22 protein-coding genes are annotated in these 20,297 nt (G+C 68.6%); 9 read left to right on the plus strand and 13 right to left on the minus strand.

All coding sequences use genetic code 11. The annotated features are described in order from the left end of the window. Nucleotides 1-34 precede the first annotated feature (34 nt). On the plus strand, nt 35-865 hold the full coding sequence (locus E0H75_RS37090) for a beta-keto acid cleavage family enzyme (RefSeq protein ID WP_131518395.1): 831 nt from the start codon (nt 35-37) through the stop codon (nt 863-865). On the opposite strand, the gene E0H75_RS37095 is transcribed toward E0H75_RS37090, so the two are convergent. The 3 genes from E0H75_RS37095 to E0H75_RS37105 all read right to left on the minus strand — a co-directional run bounded on the left by E0H75_RS37095 (nt 802) and on the right by E0H75_RS37105 (nt 2,839). Continuing rightward, the gene (locus E0H75_RS37095; protein WP_131518396.1) at nt 802-1,257 is read right to left on the minus strand and encodes a hypothetical protein; all 456 of its coding nucleotides are present in this window, start codon (nt 1,255-1,257) and stop codon (nt 802-804) included. The genes E0H75_RS37090 and E0H75_RS37095 overlap by 64 nt on opposite strands. Beyond that, entirely contained in the window at nt 1,254-2,405 is a 1,152-nt protein-coding gene (locus E0H75_RS37100; protein ID WP_131518397.1) for a molybdopterin-dependent oxidoreductase, read from the minus strand. Before E0H75_RS37100 ends, E0H75_RS37095 begins: the two co-directional genes overlap by 4 nt. Nucleotides 2,406-2,476: 71 nt before the next feature. Then, a complete protein-coding gene (locus tag E0H75_RS37105; RefSeq protein ID WP_131518398.1) occupies nt 2,477-2,839 on the minus strand; it encodes a DsrE family protein in 363 nt (120 codons plus the stop codon). Nucleotides 2,840-3,006: 167 nt separating this feature from the next. Here E0H75_RS37105 and E0H75_RS37110 point away from each other — a divergent pair, with 167 nt between their 5' ends. Continuing rightward, a complete protein-coding gene (locus E0H75_RS37110; protein ID WP_131518399.1) occupies nt 3,007-3,504 on the plus strand; it encodes a heme-binding beta-barrel domain-containing protein in 498 nt (165 codons plus the stop codon). On the opposite strand, the gene E0H75_RS37115 is transcribed toward E0H75_RS37110, so the two are convergent. After that, complete coding sequence (locus E0H75_RS37115) at nt 3,501-4,178, minus strand: response regulator (protein WP_131353136.1); 678 nt, start codon at nt 4,176-4,178, stop codon at nt 3,501-3,503. The genes E0H75_RS37110 and E0H75_RS37115 overlap by 4 nt on opposite strands. Then, nucleotides 4,171-5,427: a sensor histidine kinase gene (locus E0H75_RS37120; protein WP_131518400.1), complete on the minus strand. Its 1,257-nt coding sequence runs from the start codon at nt 5,425-5,427 to the stop codon at nt 4,171-4,173. The genes E0H75_RS37115 and E0H75_RS37120 overlap by 8 nt, the downstream gene beginning before the upstream one ends. 126 nt (nt 5,428-5,553) lie before the next feature. Here E0H75_RS37120 and E0H75_RS37125 point away from each other — a divergent pair, with 126 nt between their 5' ends. After that, on the plus strand, nt 5,554-6,936 hold the full coding sequence (locus E0H75_RS37125; protein WP_131518401.1) for a cation:dicarboxylate symporter family transporter: 1,383 nt from the start codon (nt 5,554-5,556) through the stop codon (nt 6,934-6,936). Nucleotides 6,937-7,359: 423 nt separating this feature from the next. On the opposite strand, the gene E0H75_RS37130 is transcribed toward E0H75_RS37125, so the two are convergent. After that, nucleotides 7,360-8,181 carry an LLM class flavin-dependent oxidoreductase gene (locus E0H75_RS37130; protein WP_131518402.1) on the minus strand — a complete coding sequence of 274 codons (822 nt, stop codon included), beginning with the start codon at nt 8,179-8,181 and terminating at the stop codon, nt 7,360-7,362. Between the two features lie 111 nt (nt 8,182-8,292). On the opposite strand from E0H75_RS37130, the gene ygfZ reads away from it, so the two are divergent. Then, the gene (ygfZ, locus tag E0H75_RS37135; protein WP_131518403.1) at nt 8,293-9,288 is read left to right on the plus strand and encodes a CAF17-like 4Fe-4S cluster assembly/insertion protein YgfZ; all 996 of its coding nucleotides are present in this window, start codon (nt 8,293-8,295) and stop codon (nt 9,286-9,288) included. A 47-nt stretch (nt 9,289-9,335) separates the two neighbouring features. Beyond that, nucleotides 9,336-10,292 carry an asparaginase gene (locus tag E0H75_RS37140; RefSeq protein ID WP_131518404.1) on the plus strand — a complete coding sequence of 319 codons (957 nt, stop codon included), beginning with the start codon at nt 9,336-9,338 and terminating at the stop codon, nt 10,290-10,292. Here E0H75_RS37140 and E0H75_RS37145 read toward each other — a convergent pair. Beyond that, nucleotides 10,285-11,556, minus strand: a complete 1,272-nt coding sequence (locus tag E0H75_RS37145; RefSeq protein ID WP_131518405.1) for an erythromycin esterase family protein — start codon at nt 11,554-11,556, stop codon at nt 10,285-10,287. The two genes, E0H75_RS37140 and E0H75_RS37145, sit on opposite strands and share 8 nt — an antisense overlap. 111 nt (nt 11,557-11,667) lie before the next feature. Between E0H75_RS37145 and E0H75_RS37150 the strand changes: the two genes are divergently transcribed. Further along, nucleotides 11,668-12,828, plus strand: coding sequence for an FAD-dependent monooxygenase (locus tag E0H75_RS37150; RefSeq protein ID WP_131518406.1), 1,161 nt, complete (start codon nt 11,668-11,670; stop codon nt 12,826-12,828). Here the strand turns inward: E0H75_RS37150 and E0H75_RS37155 are convergent. Then, nucleotides 12,821-13,456: a TetR/AcrR family transcriptional regulator gene (locus E0H75_RS37155; RefSeq protein WP_131518407.1), complete on the minus strand. Its 636-nt coding sequence runs from the start codon at nt 13,454-13,456 to the stop codon at nt 12,821-12,823. The genes E0H75_RS37150 and E0H75_RS37155 overlap by 8 nt on opposite strands. A gap of 287 nt (nt 13,457-13,743) precedes the next feature. On the opposite strand from E0H75_RS37155, the gene typA reads away from it, so the two are divergent. Together typA and E0H75_RS37165 are read left to right on the plus strand one after the other, a co-directional pair. Continuing rightward, the gene (gene typA / locus E0H75_RS37160) at nt 13,744-15,609 is read left to right on the plus strand and encodes a translational GTPase TypA (RefSeq protein WP_131518408.1); all 1,866 of its coding nucleotides are present in this window, start codon (nt 13,744-13,746) and stop codon (nt 15,607-15,609) included. Between the two features lie 310 nt (nt 15,610-15,919). Continuing rightward, nucleotides 15,920-16,483: a L,D-transpeptidase gene (locus tag E0H75_RS37165; protein ID WP_131518409.1), complete on the plus strand. Its 564-nt coding sequence runs from the start codon at nt 15,920-15,922 to the stop codon at nt 16,481-16,483. Here the strand turns inward: E0H75_RS37165 and E0H75_RS37170 are convergent. Further along, complete coding sequence (locus E0H75_RS37170; RefSeq protein WP_131518410.1) at nt 16,471-16,980, minus strand: macro domain-containing protein; 510 nt, start codon at nt 16,978-16,980, stop codon at nt 16,471-16,473. The two genes, E0H75_RS37165 and E0H75_RS37170, sit on opposite strands and share 13 nt — an antisense overlap. Nucleotides 16,981-16,992: 12 nt before the next feature. Further along, nucleotides 16,993-17,865, minus strand: coding sequence for a haloalkane dehalogenase (locus E0H75_RS37175; RefSeq protein WP_131518411.1), 873 nt, complete (start codon nt 17,863-17,865; stop codon nt 16,993-16,995). A gap of 143 nt (nt 17,866-18,008) precedes the next feature. On the opposite strand from E0H75_RS37175, the gene E0H75_RS37180 reads away from it, so the two are divergent. Then, nucleotides 18,009-18,809 carry a L,D-transpeptidase family protein gene (locus tag E0H75_RS37180; RefSeq protein ID WP_131518412.1) on the plus strand — a complete coding sequence of 267 codons (801 nt, stop codon included), beginning with the start codon at nt 18,009-18,011 and terminating at the stop codon, nt 18,807-18,809. Nucleotides 18,810-18,814: 5 nt separating this feature from the next. Here the strand turns inward: E0H75_RS37180 and E0H75_RS37185 are convergent, their stop codons facing one another. From E0H75_RS37185 to E0H75_RS37195, 3 genes are all read right to left on the minus strand, one after another. Then, the gene (locus tag E0H75_RS37185; RefSeq protein ID WP_131353121.1) at nt 18,815-19,165 is read right to left on the minus strand and encodes a DUF2516 family protein; all 351 of its coding nucleotides are present in this window, start codon (nt 19,163-19,165) and stop codon (nt 18,815-18,817) included. An 81-nt stretch (nt 19,166-19,246) separates the two neighbouring features. After that, on the minus strand, nt 19,247-19,768 hold the full coding sequence (locus E0H75_RS37190; protein WP_131518413.1) for a hypothetical protein: 522 nt from the start codon (nt 19,766-19,768) through the stop codon (nt 19,247-19,249). A gap of 35 nt (nt 19,769-19,803) precedes the next feature. Next, nucleotides 19,804-20,244 (minus strand): helix-turn-helix domain-containing protein, encoded by a 441-nt coding sequence (locus tag E0H75_RS37195; protein WP_131518414.1) that lies wholly within the window; start codon nt 20,242-20,244, stop codon nt 19,804-19,806. Nucleotides 20,245-20,297 lie beyond the last annotated feature (53 nt).

The following is a 20,297-nucleotide window of genomic DNA, read 5'->3' on the forward strand; positions in this document are numbered from 1 at the left end:
GGAACCATCCTGCCCTGCGGGATATGGTCCGGTCATGGCGTCCACTCTGATCACCGTTGCCCCGACCGGTGCCGAGACCGCGAAGGCGGACTGCCCGGCCCTGCCGACCACGCTCAACGAGCTGGTGGAGGCGGCGAAACGGTGTGAAGCCGCCGGCGCGGCGATGATCCATCTGCACATCCGCGACGGCGAGCACCGGCCGACGCTCGAGCTGAGCCGCCTGACCGACGCGGTCGCCGCGATCCGGGAGAACACCGGGCTCATCGTCCAACTGTCGACCGGTGGCGCGGTGACCGATCCGTACGACCACCGGCTCCGGGTGCTGGACGCGGGTCCCGACTCCTGCTCGCTGACGATGGGGACCGTCAACTTCGGTGACGACGTGTTCATGAACCCGTGGCCGTTCGTGGCCGAGCTCTACCAACTCAGCCAGGAGCGTGAGGTGGTGCCGGAGTTCGAGCTGTTCGACCTCGGGCATGTGGCCGCGCTGCACCGGCTGCTGGACAAGTTCGGTCTGCCGTACGGCGGTCGCGTGCACTGCGACCTGGTGATGGGCGTCCCAGGCGGCATGCCCGGTACGACGGACGCCCTCGTGGCAGCCGTCAACGCGCTCCCCGCCGCGGTCACGTCCTGGTCGGCGACAGGGATCGGGCGTACGTCGCTCAGCGTCGCGCTGGCCGCCTTGTCGAAGGGTGGCCACCTCCGCGTCGGCATGGAGGACACGCTGACGCTGGCCAAGGGGCAGCCGGTCACGCACAACGCCGAACTGGTCGAGCGCGCCGCGGCCCTTGCGACGATGGCTCAGCGCCCGCCGATGTCGCCGGACGAGGCGCGCGACCTCTTGAACGTGAAGCGGGACCGCTGAACCACGAACCACACCGCGCCGGCCACCACGATCGTTGCCTCCAGCAATAGCCAGTCGCGGAGGTAGTCGCGCGGGAGCACGGTCGGGTTGACGCCCTTGCCCTGTCGCAGCAGCAGCGGGATCGCGATCAGAGTGGTCAGACCGACGTACAGCAAGGTGGTTCGGACCGCGCTGATGGTGCGGTGATGGTCCGGACCGGCCGACCAGCGCGTGACCAGCCAGCCGGTTCCAACGGTCAGCGGAACCAGGAAGAAGTCGTCGGCCAGCACCGCGCCGGCGAGCCAGAGCGGCAGCCGGATGAGCGCTTGGACCTGCACCGTGTGCAGCAGGAGCCACAGTCCCCACAGACCGACGCCGATACCGACAGCTGCGAGGGATGCCCGGAGCTTCATGCGATCACCTCCAGGCGGTGGACCCACTTGGTCTGCAGTACGCCGGGGCGGTTCGGGGCGATAACGCGAGCCGGGTACCCGTGGTCGAGGGCCAGCTCACTGCCGTTCAGGCGTAGCGCGAGCAGGGTCAGTGGATCATCGACGAACTCGGGCGGGAGCTCACTGGTCCCGTAGAAGCCGCCCTTCTCCATCGAGACCACCCGGACCCGGGAGCCCTCCGGCGCACCGCACAGCCGCAGGAGATCACGGATCCGGATGCCTTCCCAGCGAGCGCCCTGACTCCAGCCCTCGACGCACGCGATCGGCAGGGCGGACCGGCTCTGCGGCAGCTGCCGCAGTTGGTCGAGCGTGTACGACAGCTCCTGCGGTCCCTTGATCGTGAAACGCCAGTCCGGTCCGATCCCGGTGACACCCGCGTCGTGCGCCGTACGGTTGACCGGCAGACCCTGCGGACCGACGTTCGGCTTGCGAGGCGCCAGCACCGCGACCGGTCCGAGGGCCGGAACGGACTGCCCGACCGACGTGATGCCGGCCAGCGCAGCCGCCCCGGCGACGGTCCGGAACAGCCTGCGGCGGGTCAGTCCGGTGATTGCTGGTGGCAACGAGTCGGCGACGGGCTCGGGCGTTGCGCGCCAATGCGCGACGATCAGTGGGAGCTTGACCGAGAGGTGGACAAGCAGTGCCCCGACGATGATCCAGGCCAGGGCATAGTGCGTTTGCTTGAAGGGGAACGGCCAGGGATACCACTGCAGCGTGTTGACGAACCCGATGAAGAGCTCGAGCGCCAGCGCGGAGACCAGGACCAGGATCGACAGCCGCTCGAGGACGTTCGCGAGTGCCTGTCGGCTGGGTGGCCAAGGGAGTTTGGCGAACAGCTTCGGGTAGACGGTCCACAACTTTGCCAGCAGCAACGGCACCGCGACCGTGCCGCTGAGGACGTGCAGGCCCTGCGTCACGCGGTACAAGTTGGCCGGCCGGCTCGGGATGTGAAGCCAACCAGGGGTCTCCTGCTGGAAGTGGCTGAACAGCCCGGTGAGGAAACAGATCGTCACGGCGATCCCGAGCCAGCGTCCGATCACTATCGCCACCCGTGGATGGTGCAGCGGTGAGCGGAACGACTTCTCCGTCGGGGGCGCCGGAAGCTTCATGCTTCCACTACAACGCAGATCACGTGCTCCGAACGCCGTTCACCGGTTACTGCTCGCGAACGGCCGGACCGTCAGTAGACGATCGCCTGGGTCCCGTCGGTGAGGATCTCCTCGGTGAACGCCGGAGCGCCGGCGATCCTGGTGCCGGGGAGCAGATCGTCCTCGGCGAGCCCGCGACGCTTCGCGCACTGGGTGCAGACCGTGAGCTGTCCGCCCGCCAGAACCGCGCCGACCAGGTCCGCCAGCGGCGCCGCGTGCGGGAGCTCGAAGGACTCGGCGCGCCCGGGAACGGCGAACCAGACGGCGTCGCCGGTCAGCCACAAGGAGACGGTGGCTCCGGCGGTCACTGCGGTGGCAGCGACGGTGAACGCCTGGTTCGCACGTTCGGCCTCTTCGGCGCCTGCGGTCAGCTTGATCACCAGGGTGCGGGACATCACGCCACGGTAACCGAAGCTTCCGGGCCGGTATCCCCTAGACTGGCCGACGTGTTGCACGTCATCTTCACCACGCTGCTGGTCCTGGTCTGTGTGTTCATGGGCTGGTTCTCGGCATTCGTCGTCTACCGGCTGTACCGCGGCCGCAGCGCGAACTGAGTGACCTGATGGCGTTCGAGCTCCCGCAGGACCTGCACCCCGACCTGATCCCACTCGCGTGGCTGCTCGGTCGCTGGGAGGGCCGCGGCCACGGCGACTACCCGACGATCGAGAAGTTCGAGTTCGGTCAGCAGATCGACTTCAGCCACAACGGCAAGCCGTACCTGCACTACGTCAGCCAGACCTACGTGGTCGGCGAGGACGGGACCAAGGAGCGCCCGCTGGCGGTCGAGACCGGCTTCTGGCGGCCGCAGCCGGACAACAAGGTCGAGGTCATCCTGGCCCACCCCACCGGCTTCGCCGAGATCTGGTACGGCGACATCGACGGCGCGAAGATCGAGTTGGAGACCGACGTCATCGCCCGGACCGTGAGCGCCAAGGAGGTCACCGCCGGCCACCGCCTCTACGGCCTGGTCAAGGGCGAGCTGCTCTGGGCCTACGACATGGCCGCCGAGGGCCAGCCCCTCCAACCCCACCTCTGGGCCACGCTCGTCCGCTCCAGCTAACTCTCGGCCACCCACGAGTACTCGACTTTCGGGCGTCCGCTGCGGCCGTCGTATCGCTGGGTGCGGAGCGCCTGGCCCTGGTCGGCGAGGTGCTCGAGGTAGCGGCGCGCGGTGATCCGGGACGTGCCGAGCGACGTCGCGACCTCCTCCGCGGTCCAGCCCTCCCGGTTGCCGAGTAGCTGGACGACGCGATCCAGCACTGATCCCGCCAGGCCCTTCGGCACCGACGAGACGGTTGCTGGGTGCAACAACCGGTCGACCTCGTCCTGATCGGCGACCACCTGCCCCGCCTCCGCCGCTCGCCGCTGGCGCGCGTACGCCGTCAACCGGTCCCGCAGGGTCTCGTAGGCAAAGGGTTTCAGCACATACTGCACGACGCCGATCCGCGCCGCGGCCTGCACCGCCGCCACCTCGCGCGCCGACGTCACCGCGACCACGTCGATCTGGTTGCCCAGGGCCCGCAGTCGGCGGACCACGTCGAGCCCGTGGCCGTCGGGCAGGTTCATGTCCAGCAGCACCAGGTCGATCTCGCCACGGGTCAGCACCTGCAGCGCACGGGCCGCCGTACCGGCGACGCCGATGCAGGTGAAGCCCTGCAGGCGGTCGACGTACGTGCGATGGGCCTCTGCCGCGACCGGGTCGTCCTCGACGACGAGGACCCGCAGGTCAGGCACTGGCGCTCACCGCCCGCGGCAGCCGGACCCGGACAGTCAGCGCCGGTACGTCGTCCAGCTCGGAGTCCGGGTCGACCATCAGCGTGCCCTGCCAGCGCTCGACCGTGCTGCGCACCAGCACAAGGCCGAGTCCGTGGCCTGGCTCCGCCTTCGTCGTCCAGCCCCGGTCGAACATGCGGGCCAGCTCGGTCGCACCCAGCTCCGCTCCGGTGTTCGTGACGATCAGGTCGATCGCGTCGCGCGTCGTACCGGCCCGCAGCTCGACCCGGCGTGGAGCGGGACCACCCCGCGCGGCCTCGATCGCGTTGTCGAGCAGGTTGCCGACGACCGTGACCACGTCCTGCGCGGGCAGCCGCGTGTTCAGCGGCTCCTGGCCGAGCTCCAGCGTCAGCACGACACCGCGTTCCTGCGCCTGCGCGAGTTTCGCGAGCAGCAGCGACGCGAGCACGGGATCACCGACCGTGCCGACCACGCGATCCGTCATCGCCTGCGCGAACTGCAGCTCGGACACCGCGAACTCGCGCGCCCGTTCCGGTCTGCCGATCTCGATCAGGCTGACCACGGTGTGCAGCCGGTTGGATGCCTCGTGGTTCTGCGCCTGCAGGGATTCGGCCAGACTGCGCACCGCGTCCAGCTCACCGAGCAGCCGCTGCAGCTCGGTGTGATCTCGCAGCGTCACGATCCGGCCGGAGCGTGACGGTTGCTGGTTCACGACCACGACACCCTGCTTCCCGAGGTGAAGCTCGTCGTACGCCGTCCTGCCCGCGCCCAGCAACTCCGCGAGGGTGGCGGGGAGATGCAGGTCCTCGATCGGCGTACCCGGGACGACCTCGCTGAGGCCGAGCAGCTCCAGGGCTTCGTCGTTGGCGAGCTGGACGCGACCGTCGGCGTCCAGCAGGATCAGGCCTTCGCGGGCGGCGTGCAGCACGCCCTCGTAGAAGTCGAGCATCCGGGCCAGCGACTGGGTGCCCATCCCGCGGGTGGCCCGGCGAACCCGCCAGGTGACCAGCGCGTTGCCGGCGATCGCGACCCCGAGCATCAGGCTGGCGACGCCGAGCATCGAGCGCATGTCGAGTTGGATCAGCTCCCACCAGCCGGGTGGCGCGACACCGGCAGCCGCCGCGTCCCGCTCGGCCTGGGCTCGGGAGCGGCTGACCATGGTGATCGCCACCATCAGGATCAGGACCGCGACCGTGACCGTCTGCAGCCAGAGAACCTGGCGGCGCAGTTCCCACGGCCGGCGACGCATGCGGACAGTCTGCACCGAGAACGATATGAACGAAACGCGCACTTCGCCTGTGCGTCACGTCACAGTTACCCAAGCAGCATCCGGCCCCTCCTCCACTGCCCGCCGGCCGATACAGGGAGTCCCACCATGTCGAGCCCGACCGAACCGCGACCGACCCCGGTCCGCAACGACCGGACCCATTTCCTCTACATCGCCGTCATCGTCGCCGTCCTGCTCGGCATCGGTGTCGGCTTCCTGTTCCCGGACTTCGCGGTCGAGCTGAAACCGCTCGGCACCGGGTTCGTGAACCTGATCAAGATGCTGATCAGCCCGATCATCTTCTGCACGCTGGTGCTCGGCATCGGCTCGGTCCGGCAGGCCGCCAGCGTCGGCAAGGTCGGCGGTCTCGCGCTGCTCTACTTCCTGGTGATGTCGACGGTCGCGCTCGCCATCGGCCTGGTGGTCGGCAACATCGTCCAGCCGGGTTCCGGTCTGAACCTGACCGACAAGCTCCGGGAGACCGGCCAGAAGCAGGCCGCCGGCGCCCACGAGAGCACGACCGACTTCATCCTCGGCATCATCCCGAAGTCGCTGCTGTCCTCGCTGACCGAGGGTGAAGTGCTGCAGACCGTGCTGGTCGCCCTGCTGGTCGGCTTCGCGCTGCAGGCGATGGCTGCCAAGGGGGAGCCGATCCTGACCGCCATCGGCCACATCCAGCGGCTGGTGTTCAAGATCCTGTCGATGATCATGTGGACCGCGCCGATCGGTGCGTTCGGTGCGATCGCGGCCGTCGTCGGCGCCACCGGCTGGGACGCGCTGGTCAGCCTGGGCAAGATCATGCTGGCCTTCTACATCACCTGTCTGCTGTTCGTGATCGTTGTCCTGGGCACCGTTCTCCGCGTGGTCACCGGGATGTCGATCTTCCAGCTGCTGCGCTATCTGGGCCGCGAGTTCCTGCTGATCGTGTCCAGTTCGTCGTCGGAGACCGCGCTGCCGCGGCTGATCGGCAAGATGGAGCATCTCGGCGTCGGCAAGCAGGTCGTCGGTATCACCGTCCCGACCGGCTACTCGTTCAACCTGGACGGCACCGCGATCTACCTGACGATGGCGTCGCTGTTCATCGCCGAGGCAATGGACACGCCGTTCTCGATCGGCCAGCAGATCTCCCTGCTGCTGTTCATGATCGTGGCCTCGAAGGGCGCCGCCGGTGTCACCGGTGCGGGCCTGGCCACGCTGGCCGGCGGCTTGCAGTCGCACCGGCCGGAGTTGGTCGACGGCGTCGGTTTGATCGTCGGCATCGACCGGTTCATGTCCGAGGCCCGCGCGCTGACGAACTTCGCCGGCAACGCGGTCGCGACGGTCCTGGTCGGGCACTGGGTCGGGGCGTTCGACAAGGAGCAGGCCAAACAGGTCTTCGCCGGTGACGATCCGTTCGACGAGGCCGCCTTCGCGGCCGGAGACACCCACGCGGGGGACGTTCCCCTGGAAGACAGTCGCAGTACCGAGCCCAGCCGCAGTATCGACCACTGAGCCACCTGTCCCACCCCTCCGGCACTGCCCGTCAGCTCCCCCCCGCTGACGGGCAGTGCCGTCTCCCCACCTCCGCCACCCACCACCCCGGCCCCACCTCCGCCACCCACCACCCCGGCCCCACCTCCGCCACCCACCACCCCGGCCCCACCTCCGCCACCCACCACCCCGGCCCCACCTCCGCCACCCGCCACCCCGGCCCGTTGGTGCATTTGAACGGATATCCCCTGGCGTTGCTGGTTCTCCCGTCGGAATTCGGGCGGAGAACCAGCAAGATCAGGGGGTATCCGCTCAAATGCACCCGGGGGCGGTGAGCGAGTTGGCGGCCGTGCCCGGTTCGGGGCTGGCGTGGGCTGGGGCGGGCTGGCGTGGGCTGGGGCTGGCGTGGGCTGGGGCGGGTTGGGGCTGGGTTGGGGTTGGGGTTTAGCTGCCTGCGAGCTTCTGGACCACCGGGGCCAGGTCGTCGAGGTACGTCGAGTTGACCGTGATGTACGTCGTACCGAAGGTGTCCCGCCGGCGCTCCAGTTCGTCCACCATCTGCTGAGGCGTACCGCGCAGCATCATCAGCGAGTCGCTCGCCTCCAGCTCCTCCGGGTCGACGCCGGAGGCCTGCTTCGTCCACGGCGGGAGCTCGCGCGTCCCGGCCGCGAAGAGGTTCATCGCCAGCTCGATCTCTTCCGCGCGCGGTCCGGCCAGCTCACGCAGGTCCTGGACGAGTCGCAGGATCTCCGCACGCGGTGTCAAGGCGTCCTTGGCGATCGAGACGATGTCAGCCCTGGCCGCGGCCAGCGCCAGCGCCCGCGGTCCACCGGCGGCGAGCATGATCGGCGTACGCCGGTCGCCGTCTAGGTCCGCCAGCAGGTCGAGGGTTTCCCGGACCTGGTCGCGGCGCTCCTTGCCCGATCCGAACGGCAGGCCGATCTCGGCCGCCTGCTGCTCGACACCCGGCCGTCCGGTCCCGATGCCGAAGTCGAACCGCCCGTCGGTGAGGACAGTCAGCGTGTGCGCGTCCCAGGCAGCTTGCCGGGGCGTCCGCAGCGGAGCCGCGGCCACGAAGGTCCCGACCCGGATGTCGGCCAGCGTCGCTGCCATCGCGAGCGAGGCGAACGGTGACGGAAGCTGCAGGCCGTCGGGCATCAGCACGCTGGCGTAGCCGAGCTCCGCGGCTCGTCGCACCGTCGTGGTCCACTGCTCCGCGGTCGTCGGGCTGCCCACGACGCCGAAGCGGAATCGCTTGTCACTCATCGCCTTGCTCCCTTCACTGGATTCGATACCTCCACCCTGCCGCCGGGCGGGGTTGTCCACATCCCACGACGGGAGGCGTTCGCCGTACGCCGGCCGACGTACTCTGGTGACATGTCACGGATGCGTAGCCCCCTGCTCGACCGCCCCGGCGCGGTCGAGGCCGACGGACTCGACGCCGGGGTCGCGGCCCACTACGGCTCGGATCTGCGGGAGCAACGCGCCCTGGTCGCGGGGAAGGCGTTCGTCGACCTGTCCCACCGTGAGGTCGTCACGATCTCCGGACCGGACCGGCTGACGTGGCTGCACGCGCTGACGACGCAGTACTTCGAGGGGCTTACACCCGGTACGTCGACAACCGCGCTGCTGCTGTCGCCGACGGGTCATGTCGAGCACGTGATGTACGGCGTCGACGACGGCGAGACGTTCTGGCTGCACACCGAGCCCGGCGCGGCCGCGGACCTGGTCGAGTGGCTGCAGAAGATGGTGTTCATGTCCCGGGTGGAGATCGCGGACGTGACCGACGACTACGCGATCGTCTGGCGGCCCGGACAGGCTCCCGCGGACGGTCCACTGACCCGCAGTGGTGCGGACTCGCTCGGCGGGCACGAGGTGTTCCTGCCGCGCGCCGAGCTGGCGGATCTGGAAGGTCCGGCGGCCGGAGTCTGGGCATACGAGGCGCTGCGGATCGAGGCCGGCAACCCACGGTTCGGCCTGGACATGGACGAGCGCGCGATCCCGAACGAGCTGGGCTGGCTCGGCGTCGGCGTACATCTGGACAAGGGCTGCTACCGCGGCCAGGAGACGGTCGCCCGGGTGAACAACCTCGGCCGTCCGCCACGCCGGCTGGTGCGGCTGCACCTGGACGGTTCGGTCGACCACCTGCCCGCGCACGGGTACGCCGTACGTGTGGGGGACAAGCAGGTCGGGTTCATCGGATCCGCGGCGCGGCATCACGAGCTGGGTCCGATCGCGCTGGCGCTGGTGAAGCGGAACGTGGACCCCGACGCCGTGATCGAGGTCGTCGCCGAGGAACAGCCGACCGTGACCGCGACCCAGGAGGTCCTGGTCGACCCCGAGGTGGGGCTGCACGTGCGCTCGCGGCTGTGAGCCGGATCATTCGCAACACTGCTTTTTGCACCTGTACTGTTTCAGCCGTGACCGAACCTGTGATCCTGGCCGACGTCGTCCGCAGCGGCTTCGTGGAGGGCCACCACCATGGCTCCGTCGTGGTGACGGACCCCGACGGCTCTGTCGCGTGGGCGGCCGGCGTGGTGGACCAGCCGATGTTCCCGCGGTCGTCGAACAAGCCGATGCAGGCGCTCGGCATGCTCCGCAACGGACTCACCCTCGACGGCAAGCTGCTGGCGCTGGCCGGCGCCTCCCACTCGGGCGAGCAGATCCACGTCGACGGCGTCCGCGAGATCCTCGCGATGGCCGGCACGGACGAGACCTCCCTGCGGACCCCAGAGGCCTACCCGCTGGCCGACGCGGCCCGGGACGCGTGGGTACGCGCGGGACACGGCCCGGAGCGGATCACGATGAACTGCTCGGGCAAGCACGCCGCGATGCTCCTGACCTGCTACGTCAACGGGTGGTCGTTCGACGACTACCGTGCCCCGGATCACCCACTGCAGAAGGTGATCCGGACTGCGATCGAGGACTCGGCGGGGGAGAACGCCTCGTACGTCGCGGTCGACGGCTGCGGCGCGCCGATCTTCGCTCTCAGTCTCGCCGGCCTGGCCCGGTCCTTCGGCCACTTCGCCGCTGCGGCCCCGGGCACGCTCGAGGCGCGGGTTAAGGACGCCTACCGGTCCTACCCGGAGTACGCCAGCGGGACCACGCGGGACGAGGCCGAGTTGATGCGCGGCGTCGACGGCCTGTTCTGCAAGGCCGGAGCGGAGGGCGTGTACGCCGTCGGTCTGGCCGACGGCCGCGGCATCGCCCTCAAGATCGAGGACGGCGCCGCCCGGCCCCGCAAGGTCGTGATGGCCGCCGTCCTCCAGCGTCTCGGTTTCACCGACGACGTTGTCGAGGGCCAGCTCCGCTTCCCGCTGTACGGCGGCGGCGTCGACGTCGGCGCCGTACAGCCACACCTTCCGGCGTTCAGCTGATCAGCGGGTGCGTCGGGGTCACCTCCGGCGTGTGGATCACGACGTCGAACCAGTCGGACAGGCTGTTGCCCGTCATGTAGGACTCCGCGCCGTACTCCGGGAAGCCGCGCGTCTTGGCGGTGCCGTGCAGCCAGGCGCGGACCGCGTCCGGTTGCGGACGGCTGTGCAGATCGAGGACGAACTGCCCGTCTCTGGCGGCCGTGAGTTGATGCTCGAACCAGTCGGACGGTGCCGGCGGCAGAGTGATCGGGCCGAGTGTCGTGCCGTGGTCGACGGTGCAGCCGACGGAGCGGTAGCGGTTGCCGTACCAGTCGCGAAGGTACGAACCGGCGTTGCGGAAGACGACTTCCGGGTCCGGTGGGACGGTGACGCGTAGGCCAGGGGCGTTGGCCGTGTGCGCGTTCGCGGCCCAGTAGATGACCTTGTTCCGGGTGAAGCCGTGCCACCAGCGCACGTTCTCCGCTGCCCGGGCGTCGCGATAGCTCCAGATCTCGGCCTCCGGCAGGCTGAACGCTGTGTAGAACGAGAGAATCTGCCGGGCGTGGTGCTCGGTGATCGCATAGTCCCGGTCGTTCGGCCGATGCGGCAGCTTCTGGACGAGCGTGTGCACCGCTTGCGCTTTGGCGACGTACGGCGCCTTGTCCTTGACCTCCTTCCAATACCACTGGACGTACGCACCGATGTCCTCGAGATGCGGCCGGATCGGCTTCAGGCTGCGGCGCAGTTCGGCCAGCCGGTGCGGGGCGCGGCGGGCGGCGTAGTCGTCGATGGCGTCGTACGCGAGTTGGCGGGTGGCGAAGTACTCGGCGCCGGCGAACCGCACCTTGTCCCGGTGCGTGGCGTTGTACGAGCGCAGATAGGCGAACAGCTCGGCGATCTCGTGGGTCCGGCTCTCGGTGCTCAGTTGGCCGACGAGTGCGTTGAGGTCGCCGCGTCCGGTCAGCACGTACTCGTTGAGCTGCGTGCCCAGCGACCAGTCGTCCTCGAACGCGATCGCCCGGAAGCCGAGCCGCTCCACGAGGTAGCGGACCACCCGCAGCTTCAGGTGGGTGAGCTCGGCCGTCGCGTGCACGGCCTCCCCGAGCCCCACGATCTGTGCGCCACCGATGGACCGGCGCAGGTGGTCCAGATCTCCCAATGGCATGGCGTTGCGGGCGATCCAGCTCGTGATCGGGTCGCCGGAAGCCTGTGCCGGCGCCAGTCCGGTCGCGGCCGCCACACCTACCGCCGAGCCGGCCAGGAACGTTCTTCGTGTGATGGTCATGCCACACCACTCTGGCCGGGCGAGGCGCTCCGGGCATCCGCCGGTGGAGGGCTTCACAGATACGCCGTCTGTCGTACGCACGGCGTCCGCCGGACTCTTATCGTCGACGGCATGACCGAGCAGAAGGCGATCGTGGTCGGCGGCGGGATCGCCGGCCTGACCACGGCGGCCGCGTTGATCCGGACGGGCTGGCGCGTGCAGGTGCTGGAGAGTGCACCCGAGCTGGGTGAGGTCGGCGCCGGCCTGGCCATCACCGTGAACGGGGCCCGCGCCCTCGACGCGATCGGTGCCGGCGACCGGGTCCGGCGGGACGGGTACGCCGTACGTCCGGCCGGGTCACGCCGGTCCGACGGAGAATGGTTGCTCAGGGCACCTGATGGGAACGGGCTCAGCCGGATGATCGGGATCCATCGGCAGCGGCTTCATGGTGCGCTCGCCGAGTCCGCCGTGGGAGCCGAGCTCGTCACCGGGGCTCGCGTCACGTCCGTCGTACCAGGGAGTCCTGATGGTGAAGCGGCGCGGGTGAGTTGGGATTCGGCCGACGGCTCGCACAGCGCTCGTGCAGACCTGGTGGTCGCTGCCGATGGCATCCGTAGCGTCGTCCGTGGTGTGGTCTTCCCTGGACATCAGTTGGCCTACGGCGGTTACTCGAGTTGGCGGGCCGTCGTTGCGGACACCGCGACGGTCGACGACCGTTTCGCGATGGTGTGGGGGCCGCACGCCGAGTTCGGCGCCCTGCGGATCAGTGCGGAGCAGGTGTATTGGTACGGGTACGTCCGACTGCCCGCGGGACACAAGTTTCCTGACGAGGTGCGGGCGGTCCGGGAGTACTTCGCCTCGTGGGCTTCCGACGTACGGGCGTTGACCGAACGGGCCGGGCCGGACGAGTTGATCCGGCACGACGTGTGGCAGCTCGGGAAGCAGCTACCGCAGTACGCCGTTGGTCGTGTCGTTCTGATCGGCGATGCGGCCCATCCCATGCTTCCGACCCTCGGGCAAGGGGCGAACTCGGCGCTGGAAGATGGCGTGACTGTGGGAGCGGTGTTCCGTCCCGACGAGGATCTTGCCGGTGCTCTTCGTGACTACGAGGCGCAGCGGTATCGCCGTACGCAGGGACTCGTCAGCCGGTCCGCACAGATGGCGCGGGTGGGCGCCCACCTTGGTCCTGGACTCGGGCAGAGGGTGCGGAACGCGATGCTGCGGCTCACTCCGGCCGGTCTCGCTGCGCGCGGCGGTACGCGGCACCTCGACTGGACACCGCCGGTCATTTAGCGCGGAGGCGGTCCACCTGGGGTGAGCTGATCGGAAGTGGCGCGGCCGGTGTGGGCAGGTTGTAACCGGCGTACAGACGGCGTCGGATGTCTTCCACCGGAAAGGTCTCGCGGTAGATCGCGAGCTTCACCGTGACACCCTCCAAAGTTGCTCTAAGCAACATCTCCTCGACGGCCGGGTCGGCGGCGCCGCGGGCGGCGAAGACCGACCGGATCGCGTCCTCGACCTGGCTGACGCGGACCGACTTGTCGGCCTCGACGCGGGCGAAGACGTCGTGGGTGGTGGGCTGCATCATCAGGGTGATCGCGAGCCGCTGGATCGGGAGCGTGGTGGCGGCCGCCATCAGCGCGCCGTCGATGATGCCGGCCAGGCGCTCGTCCGGGCTGCCCTGGATCGTCAGGATCCCGGCGATGCCGTCCAGCCACCGGTCCAGCAGCTCGGCAGCCAGCTCTTCCTTGGCGGCGAAGTAGTACGAAACCAGGCCACGGGACACCCCGGCTGCCTCGGTGATCTCGGAGATCGATGCGGCCTCGTAGCCCTTGGCGGCGAAGACCTCCAGAGCGGCGGCCAGGATGCGCTCCCGGGAGCGCTCTCGCAGCTCCTGATTCACGGTGGCCGAGCGCGGCACAGTTCCTTCCCTGCTGGTCGTTACCCCGGAGGCCGAGTCACCCTCCCATCGAGTGCTCGGCGCTCCCGGGTTCGGACCCCCCGTTCTTTTTTCAGGCCCCTCCCCAGGCGCCGTTTATAGACTGGACGTCCAGTCAACAAATGTCAAAGGTCGTCCCGTTTCGTGGACACGTGCCGTCACCGGTAAGATGAAGGGGCTGCGCCCTGCGTCGAGTGGCCATCTCGTGCGACACAACACGCCGTAGCCGCCGCCTGACACCCAGTCCCCATTGCTTGGAGCGCTTCCCCATGCCTGTCCGTAACGACCTGCGCAACGTCGCGATCGTGGCCCACGTCGACCACGGCAAGACCACCCTGGTCGACGCGATGCTGTGGCAGTCCGGCGCCTTCGGCGCTCACCAGCACGTGGACGAGCGGGCGATGGACTCCGGCGACCTGGAGCGTGAGAAGGGCATCACGATCCTGGCCAAGAACACCGCCGTCCGGCACAAGATGGCCAACGGCGAGCAGATGACGCTGAACATCATCGACACCCCCGGCCACGCCGACTTCGGTGGCGAGGTCGAGCGTGGCCTGTCGATGGTGGACGCGATCGTGCTGCTGGTGGACGCCTCGGAGGGCCCGCTGCCGCAGACCCGGTTCGTGCTGCGCAAGGCGCTGGCCCGGCAGATGCCGGTGATCCTGGTGGTCAACAAGGTGGACCGCCCGGACGCCCGGATCGCCGAGGTCGTCGACGAGACGTACGAACTGTTCCTCGACCTGCTCGACCACGACGCGGACCAGAGCGCGCTCGACTTCCCCGTCGTCTACGCCTCCGCGCGGGCCGGACGGGCCTCGCTGACCCAGCCCGCCGACGGTGGCATGCCGGATTCGGAGGACCTCGAGCCGCTGTTCGAGACGATCCTGGCCAACGTGCCGGCCCCGGAGTACACCGAGGGAGCGCCGCTGCAGGCGCACGTCACCAACCTGGACGCCTCGCCGTTCCTCGGCCGGCTCGCGCTGGTCCGGGTGCACGAAGGCACGCTGAAGAAGGGCGCCCAGGTCGCCTGGTGCCGCCACGACGGCTCGACCCAGCGGGTCAAGATCACCGAACTGCTGGTCACCGAGGCGCTCGAGCGGGTGCCCGGCGACTCGGCCGGTCCGGGCGACATCGTCGCGATCGCGGGCATCCCGGAGATCATGATCGGCGACACCCTGACCGACCCGGACAACCCCAAGCCGCTCCCGTTGATCACCGTCGACGAGCCGGCCATCTCGATGACCATCGGCACCAACACCTCGCCGCTGGCCGGCCGGGTCAAGGGCACCAAGGTGACCGCGCGGCTGGTCAAGGACCGGCTCGACCGCGAACTGGTCGGCAACGTGTCGCTGAAGGTCCTCCCGACCGAGCGTCCGGACGCCTGGGAGGTGCAGGGCCGCGGTGAGCTGGCGCTGGCCATCCTGGTCGAGCAGATGCGCCGCGAAGGCTACGAGCTGACCGTCGGCAAGCCGCAGGTCGTCACCCGCGAGATCGACGGCAAGCGGCACGAGCCGGTCGAGCGGCTGACGATCGACTGCCCGGAGGAGTACCTCGGCACGGTCACCCAACTCCTTGCGGTCCGCAAGGGCCGGATGGAGCAGATGACCAACCACGGCACCGGTTGGGTCCGGATGGAGTTCCTGGTCCCGGCTCGCGGATTGATCGGGTTCCGGACCGAGTTCCTGACCGACACCCGCGGTACCGGTATCGCCCACCACGTGTTCGAGGGGTACGAGCCGTGGTTCGGCGAGCTGCGCACGCGGCCGTCGGGCTCGCTGGTGTCGGACCGGTCCGGCGCTGCGACGTCGTACGCGATGATCAACCTGCAGGAGCGCGGCACCATGTTCGTGGAGCCGACCACCGAGGTGTACGAAGGCATGATCGTCGGCGAGAACTCGCGCTCGGACGACATGGACGTGAACATCACCAAGGAAAAGAAGATGACCAACGTCCGGTCGTCGACCGCGGACGAGTTCGAGAAGCTCGTCCCGGCGCGCAAGCTGTCACTCGAGCAGTCGCTGGAGTTCTGCCGCGAGGACGAGTGCGTCGAGGTCACACCCGACGCGATCCGGATGCGGAAGGTCGCGCTCACGCAGGTCGAGCGGTCGAAGCTGGGACGCAAGAACAAGAGCTGATCCTTCCCGGCCTGCTCGCCGGAGGTTGCGGCGGACCTGTGCCACTCACCGACCTCCTGGCGACCGCGTTCGCCACGCTCAGCTTGCACTGGTTTCCACGCCCGGCGGGAGGTTGGTGAGTGCCGCATGTCCGCGGGCAAGAAAACGAAATGGCAACGGGCGGTGGGACCCGTTGGGCGAACTACACCGGTGTGATACACCATTCCTCGGTCGGTCCGTGGGGGAAGAAGATCCGGATCGTTACCAACCGGACGTGGGGGACTGACGTCTGTCATGTGCAAGCAACTCTTTGGGGGAAGGAAACAGGAGCATGGGAATTCTGCGTAAGCTCGGCGCCACCGTCACGGCAGCCGCGTTCGTGGGGGTGGGCGCACTGACCGCGACCACGACGGCCGAGGCCGCCGTAGTGGCACCGAAGGTTGCGCCCCAGGCCGTGGTCGCGCCACAGAAGGCGACCGCGGCGGCGTCGTCGACCGCACTCGTGCCGGGCAAGTTGCGGATCGACAAGCGGTGTATGACGAAGGGCCGGGTGCTGTGCATCAACAAGCGCACCCGCAAGTTGGTGTACATGGTCAACGGCAAGCCGATCCAGATCACCGACGCACGGTTCGGCGCCCGTAAGACGCCGACCCGGCAGGGGGTCTTCAAGGTCCAGCGCAAGTCGAAGAACCACGTGTCGTCGCTGTACCACTCGCCGATGCCGTACTCGATGTTCTTCAGCGGCGGCCAGGCCGTGCACTACTCGGCGGACTTCAAGGCCCGCGGGTACAACGGCGCGTCGCACGGCTGCGTGAACATCCGCGACAAGAAGAAGATCGCCTGGATCTTCGCCCGGGTGAAGGTCGGCGACAAGGTCGTCGTCTACAACGCCTGACGAGACTGCAGCGCCGTTTGGAAGGCCGTGTAGAGCCGCGGTTCGACCAAGCAGAAGGTGGCTTTGCTGACGGAGGTCGTCGTACGGAGAAGTGTCCGTACGGCGACCTCCGCCGCTGACTGGGCCGGCCAGCCGTAGATGCCCGCGGACACCGCGGGAAGACTGAGCGTCTTCGCCCCGAGCTCGTCCGCGATCCGCAACGCGTTGCGGTAACAGGACTCGAGCAACGCCGGATCCCGTTGTCCTGCGGTGTAGTTCGGCCCGACCACGTGGATCACGTACGACGCCGGCAGGGCTCCCGCGGTCGTCCAAGCCGCCTCCCCGGTCGCGGCCCCGTTCGGGTAGCGCTCGACGAGCTCGGCGAGGATCTCCGGCCCGCCGGCGCGGTGGATCGCGCCGTCCACGCCGCCCCCGCCGCGCAGCGCGTGATGGGCCGCATTGACGATCGCATCGGCCGGGATCGTGGTGATGTCCGCCGTACTCAGGACGATCTCCATGGCGTCTCCTCGTCAGTCGGAACAGGTCGGCAGCCAGTCGAGGAGCGCGGCGGCGATCGCTGCCGCGGAATCCTCGGGCAGGAAGTGCAAGCCTGCCACGGTCACCTCGCGCTGGTTCGGCCAACGCCGGCACTGTTCGCGCAGCGGGCCGGTCAGCAAAGCACCGGGTTCTGCGTTGACGAACAGCTTCGGGACCGGCGATGCGGCCATCCAGGCGGCGTTGGCGGCGACGATCTCGTGCACGTCACCCGGCGTACCGTCGATGGGAATCTCCCGGGCCCAGGTCAAGGTGGGGCGTCTGGACTCACCCGGTTCTTCGTACGGCGCGCGATAGACCGCCAGCTCCTCGTCCCGCAAGGTGCGCAGGATCCCACTCGGCAACACCGTTTCGACGAAGACGTTCTCTTGGAGCACCATCTGCTCGCCCTCGGAGCTCCGGAGCCTGCGGAACAGCTCCGGCGCCGGTGCGTTCGGCCCGTCCCACGTCACCGGCGCGATCAAGGTCTCCAGGTAGGCGATGCCGCGAACGGCGCCCGGATGCCGGCGGCCCCAGTCGGTCGCAAGCACTCCGCCCCAGTCGTGACCGACCAGGATCATGCCGCTCGTCAGCCCCATCGCCTCGAAGAACCCGTCGACGTACCGCCGGTGGTCGGTGAATCGGTACCGCTCGGCCGGCTCAGCCGTCGATGGGCCGGAGCGTCCCATTCCGACCAGATCAGGCGCCAGGCAGTGCGCGACAGTGGAGACGGGACCGAGGACGTTGCGCCACAGGTACGACGAGGTGGGGTTGCCGTGCAGGAAGACCACCGGCGGGCCACTCCCCGCGGAGCGGTACGCGATCCGGACGCCGTACACCTCGACCTCGTCGAACGAACTGGTTGTCACAGCGGTCAACACCCCCGCTCGGTCACGACTTGCTCACAAGAGCTGCACAATCCGCAATTCTCAACCTACGCTGGACCGCCAACCAAAAGACCGGTGAGGACGTCCTATGTAGGTAGGACGGGGTCTACCAAAGGGGTTTTCCGATGCGCGCGCTGATCATTCGCAACGTGCTGGCCGGTGTTGTCGCCGGCACCGTGATTGCGGCACTTGCTGGTCTAGGAATGAGCGCAACTGCGGCGCCGGCCGCCACGACGGACCTGAAGACGGTGCCGTTCGAGGTGAGTGGCGAGCTGCCGATCTATCCGAAGGCGCTGTACAAGAACGGCTCCTCCGGCACCTCGGTGCGCAAGGTCGAGGCCCGGCTGGTCCAGCTCAAGCTGCTGGAGAAGCGCTACCAGGACAACGACTTCGGCACCATGACCCGGTCCGCGGTGAAGAAGTTCCAGAAGTCGAAGGGCATCCCGCAGCTCGGGTACGTCGACCAGAACACTTGGAACAAGCTGTCCGCGGCCACCCACGAGCCGACCCAGGCCGAGCTCTTCCCGCCGGCGCCGGTCGTCAACGGCAAGAAGCTGGACGCGCGCTGCGCGACCGGGGTGGCGCTCTGCATCGACAAGACCACCCGCAAGCTGCGGTACGTCGTCGACGGTGTGGTGAAGATGCAGCTGGACGTCCGGTTCGGCGCGGTGAAGACGGCGACCCGCGAGGGCAGCTTCACGGTCGGCTGGAAGAGCAGGAACCACGTCTCCAAGCTGTACGACTCGAAGATGCCGTACGCGATGTTCTTCAGTGGCGGCCAGGCGGTGCACTACTCCTCGGACTTCGCGGCCCGCGGCTACAACGGCGCCTCGCACGGCTGCGTGAACGTCCGGGACCTGGGCAAGATCAAGGTCCTGTTCGACGAGGTCAACGTCGGCGACAAGGTCATCGTCTACCGCTCGTAGAGCGTTCAGAGCGGGCGCGGTCCGCGGCGGCGCCGGATACCCCAGCCGCCGCGGCCACGGCCGGAGGCCGCGCGCAGGGCCGGTCGGGCGTCGACCAGGTAGACACCGGCGGCGACGATGCCGATCAGCCCGAAGAAGCTGAGCCAGCCCTGGAAGATCTGACTGAGCGTGAACACGATCAGGATCAGCATCCAGCCGGGTTTGGTCAGCTTGTCCGCGGCGACGAACACCGCCCGCGGCCGGAACGCGGCGTCCAGCAGCGCGACCAGCTTGAGTCCGAGCAGCACCCACCAGATGATCTCGAGCGGACCTGCGAACCCGGGAAAGAGGTTCGGGAACGTAGCGAGTGGGAGCATGCACACGAGCCTAACCGAAAGACCGGGCGGCCCACCTCTGCTCGGTCGCAGATCGGGGCCACCCGGTCAGGAAAACTACCGTCAGTCGCCGACCTTGTCGGCAGCGTCCGTGGCGGCCTTGGAGGCCGTCTTCGCGGTCTTGCGGGCGCTGGTCGCGGTCGCCTTGACGTTGCGGGTCGCGGTCTGGGCGGTCTTCTTCGCGGTGGTGCGGGTCGCCTTCGTCTTGCTCACCGTGGTCTTGGCCTGGGTGAGGAGGTCCTCGGTCGCCTTCTGGCTGCGGATCCGCTCGACCAGGTCCTTGCCGCGGCCGGCCAGGTCCTCGTAGGTCTCCTCGGCCTGGCCGAGGACGGTAGTGAAGCCGGCCTGGGCGACGGCGGGCAGTTCACGCAGCTTGGCCGGGGCGGTCTTCGCGTCGGCCACGAAGGCGTCGAAGCGCTTGGTGACCTCGGACTGCGCCTTGGTCAGCTCGGTCTGCAGAGTCTTCTGGTCCAGCTTGGCGAACCGGGCGGTGACGTCCTCGCTGACCGCGCGGAACTTCTCCACCGCGAGGTCGCCGGCGCCGGCGATCGCGTAGAACGGGGTGACAGGCGTACGGGTAGCCATCGGGCTTCTCCTCGGATGTTTGCAGCAGGATGCGATTACTTGGTGGTGCGTTTGCTTGCCGGGGACTTCTTGGCCGTCGGTTTGGCCGCGGCCGGCTCGTCGGGCGTGTTCTCGCGCACGAAGGACGCGTAGACGTCCAGCAGGACACGCTTCTGCCGCTCGTTCAGGACGGGATCGAGCAGCACCGCGTCGACCACACCGGAAGCGCTCCGGCCGTCCGAACCGTCGTCCGGATCGAGGATGCCGGCCCGCACGTACAGCGTTTCCGCGGAGATCCGCAGCGCCTTCGCGAGCTGTTGGAGCACATCGGCCGACGGTTTCCGCAGGCCGCGCTCGATCTGGCTGAGGTACGGGTTCGACACACCGGCCAGGTCGGACAACTGCCGCAACGACAGCTGCGCGTTCCGCCGCTGCTCGGCGAGGTACTCCCCGACGGAGCCCACCGAACCCGCAACGCGATCACTCAACCTGGCCATGCGTCCAGTGTGCTAGCAGAGTGCTTGCAATTGCAAGCAGGCCGGCCGTGAGG

The organism is Kribbella capetownensis (assembly GCF_004331485.1).
GTDB classification, from domain to species: Bacteria; Actinomycetota; Actinomycetes; order Propionibacteriales; family Kribbellaceae; genus Kribbella; species Kribbella capetownensis.

What these genes read in the sequence shown, in the direction of transcription:
- E0H75_RS37090 (WP_131518395.1), top strand. Translation starts at nt 35, where the DNA reads ATGGCGTCCACTCTGATCACCGTTGCCCCGACCGGTGCCGAGACCGCG.
- E0H75_RS37095 (WP_131518396.1), bottom strand. Translation starts at nt 1,257, where the DNA reads ATGAAGCTCCGGGCATCCCTCGCAGCTGTCGGTATCGGCGTCGGTCTG.
- E0H75_RS37100 (WP_131518397.1), bottom strand. Translation starts at nt 2,405, where the DNA reads ATGAAGCTTCCGGCGCCCCCGACGGAGAAGTCGTTCCGCTCACCGCTG.
- E0H75_RS37105 (WP_131518398.1), bottom strand. Translation starts at nt 2,839, where the DNA reads ATGTCCCGCACCCTGGTGATCAAGCTGACCGCAGGCGCCGAAGAGGCC.
- E0H75_RS37110 (WP_131518399.1), top strand. Translation starts at nt 3,007, where the DNA reads ATGGCGTTCGAGCTCCCGCAGGACCTGCACCCCGACCTGATCCCACTC.
- E0H75_RS37120 (WP_131518400.1), bottom strand. Translation starts at nt 5,427, where the DNA reads ATGCGTCGCCGGCCGTGGGAACTGCGCCGCCAGGTTCTCTGGCTGCAG.
- E0H75_RS37125 (WP_131518401.1), top strand. Translation starts at nt 5,554, where the DNA reads ATGTCGAGCCCGACCGAACCGCGACCGACCCCGGTCCGCAACGACCGG.
- E0H75_RS37130 (WP_131518402.1), bottom strand. Translation starts at nt 8,181, where the DNA reads ATGAGTGACAAGCGATTCCGCTTCGGCGTCGTGGGCAGCCCGACGACC.
- ygfZ (WP_131518403.1), top strand. Translation starts at nt 8,293, where the DNA reads ATGTCACGGATGCGTAGCCCCCTGCTCGACCGCCCCGGCGCGGTCGAG.
- E0H75_RS37145 (WP_131518405.1), bottom strand. Translation starts at nt 11,556, where the DNA reads ATGACCATCACACGAAGAACGTTCCTGGCCGGCTCGGCGGTAGGTGTG.
- E0H75_RS37150 (WP_131518406.1), top strand. Translation starts at nt 11,668, where the DNA reads ATGACCGAGCAGAAGGCGATCGTGGTCGGCGGCGGGATCGCCGGCCTG.
- typA (WP_131518408.1), top strand. Translation starts at nt 13,744, where the DNA reads ATGCCTGTCCGTAACGACCTGCGCAACGTCGCGATCGTGGCCCACGTC.
- E0H75_RS37165 (WP_131518409.1), top strand. Translation starts at nt 15,920, where the DNA reads ATGGGAATTCTGCGTAAGCTCGGCGCCACCGTCACGGCAGCCGCGTTC.
- E0H75_RS37170 (WP_131518410.1), bottom strand. Translation starts at nt 16,980, where the DNA reads ATGGAGATCGTCCTGAGTACGGCGGACATCACCACGATCCCGGCCGAT.
- E0H75_RS37180 (WP_131518412.1), top strand. Translation starts at nt 18,009, where the DNA reads ATGCGCGCGCTGATCATTCGCAACGTGCTGGCCGGTGTTGTCGCCGGC.
- E0H75_RS37185 (WP_131353121.1), bottom strand. Translation starts at nt 19,165, where the DNA reads ATGCTCCCACTCGCTACGTTCCCGAACCTCTTTCCCGGGTTCGCAGGT.
- E0H75_RS37190 (WP_131518413.1), bottom strand. Translation starts at nt 19,768, where the DNA reads ATGGCTACCCGTACGCCTGTCACCCCGTTCTACGCGATCGCCGGCGCC.
- E0H75_RS37195 (WP_131518414.1), bottom strand. Translation starts at nt 20,244, where the DNA reads ATGGCCAGGTTGAGTGATCGCGTTGCGGGTTCGGTGGGCTCCGTCGGG.